This is a genomic window from Anaerostipes stercorihominis (assembly GCF_057535655.1).
The window spans coordinates 1-1,361 of sequence record NZ_BAAJCL010000003.1 but is presented as its reverse complement, the minus strand read 5'-3'; the positions used below and the strand labels follow the sequence as shown (position 1 = coordinate 1,361).

General features: G+C 39.1%; 3 protein-coding genes. All 3 read right to left on the bottom strand.

Features of this window, described 5'->3' with window-relative positions:
* A partial coding sequence (locus tag AC27EF_RS03825; protein WP_487109010.1) for an IS3 family transposase occupies nt 1–525 on the bottom strand: 525 nt, incomplete at its 3' end.
* Between the two features lie 56 nt (nt 526–581).
* Complete coding sequence (locus AC27EF_RS03820; protein WP_487109008.1) at nt 582–875, bottom strand: transposase; 294 nt, start codon at nt 873–875, stop codon at nt 582–584.
* A 72-nt stretch (nt 876–947) separates the two neighbouring features.
* Nucleotides 948–1,184 carry a DDE-type integrase/transposase/recombinase gene (locus AC27EF_RS03815; RefSeq protein ID WP_487109006.1) on the bottom strand — a complete coding sequence of 79 codons (237 nt, stop codon included), beginning with the start codon at nt 1,182–1,184 and terminating at the stop codon, nt 948–950.
* Nucleotides 1,185–1,361 lie beyond the last annotated feature (177 nt).

Sequence of the window (1,361 nt, the reverse complement as noted above, 5' to 3'; positions counted from 1 at the left end):
ATTTCTTACATGTTTTGCTTTTTCACTACATTCTACTACATGGGATGCCCCCAGTGTTTCACTCAATACCCAGGAAATGATTTTTCTAGAATACAGATCCATGATACTGGTAAGATATACAAATCCTTCAAACGTCCAAATATAAGTAATATCCGAGCACCAAACAGCATCTGGCTGATCAGGATTAAATTCCTCGTTGAGAATGTTCTTTAGTTGCTGACTAAAATCAGAATCTATCGTTGTTTGGATATATGGTTTTATCCATTGTGCTTTAATTCCCATTTGACGCATATAATTTCCAACTGTTTTTTCGGAAATACATTCTCCGGATTTCCGTAATTCTGCAGTAATTTTAGGAGCGCCATAGTTTTGATGAGAATCTTCGTAAATATTTTGGATTTTTTCTTTTAAAACTGTACGGTGAACAGATGTGTCCGAAGGAACCCGTTTCTTCCATGCATGATAACCCGAACGTGAAACGCCTAATTTTTTCAGTATTCCGCTGACAGAAACTTGACGTTTCACAGGCAGGGATTTGATTTCTTCCCCGTACTCAGAAGTAGCCGTGTAAAGAGCTTTTGTCAGTTTCTCAGAATACCGATTGCTTTTTTTAACACTTCAAGAGCATCCTTCGTATCTCGTAATTCACGCTGCAATCTGGCAATTTCTTTCGCTTCCTCACTTGCATAATTTTCAGAACCACGGGTAGGAACCTCTCCTTTATGTTCCTTTGCTGCTTTCATCCAGTTTTTCAGTGCAGATTCGCTGACTCCAAGATTCTCAGAAGCCTTGCGAAGTGGCAGCTCCGGATGATCCAGACGATACTGCACTGCATCCTCTTTAAACTGTTGGGAATATTTTGTACCTTTTGCCATAACCATTCTCCCCCTTGATCTATGACTATCATATACGATTTATTGAAAATGGTCATGTTTATTTTGTGCTATTTATATTCTAACACCATTCTTTGAATAACTGTGAATCATACCTTTGGTTGCTTTTTGAAATGCTTCCGATACGTACTGGCATCCTCTGTCGCAGTGGAAGATCAACGGTTTTTCAATATTTCTGACACGTTTTGCTTTTTCAACACATTCCACTACATGGGATGCCTCCAGCGTCTTACTCAACACCCAGGAAATGATTTTTCTTGAATACAGATCCATCACACTGGTAAGATACACAAATCCTTCAAATGTTCAAATATACGTGATATCCGAGCACCAGACAGCATCTGGCTGAGCAGGATGGAATTCCTCGTTGAGGATATTTTTGAGTTTCTGGCTGAAATCAGAGTCTATGGTTGTCTGGATATATGGTTTCATCCAATGGGTTTTGATTCCCATTTGACGCATGTAATT

Coding starts and splice junctions, on each gene's coding strand:
- AC27EF_RS03820 (WP_487109008.1), bottom strand. CDS start 875: ATGGCAAAAGGTACAAAATATTCCCAACAGTTTAAAGAGGATGCAGTG.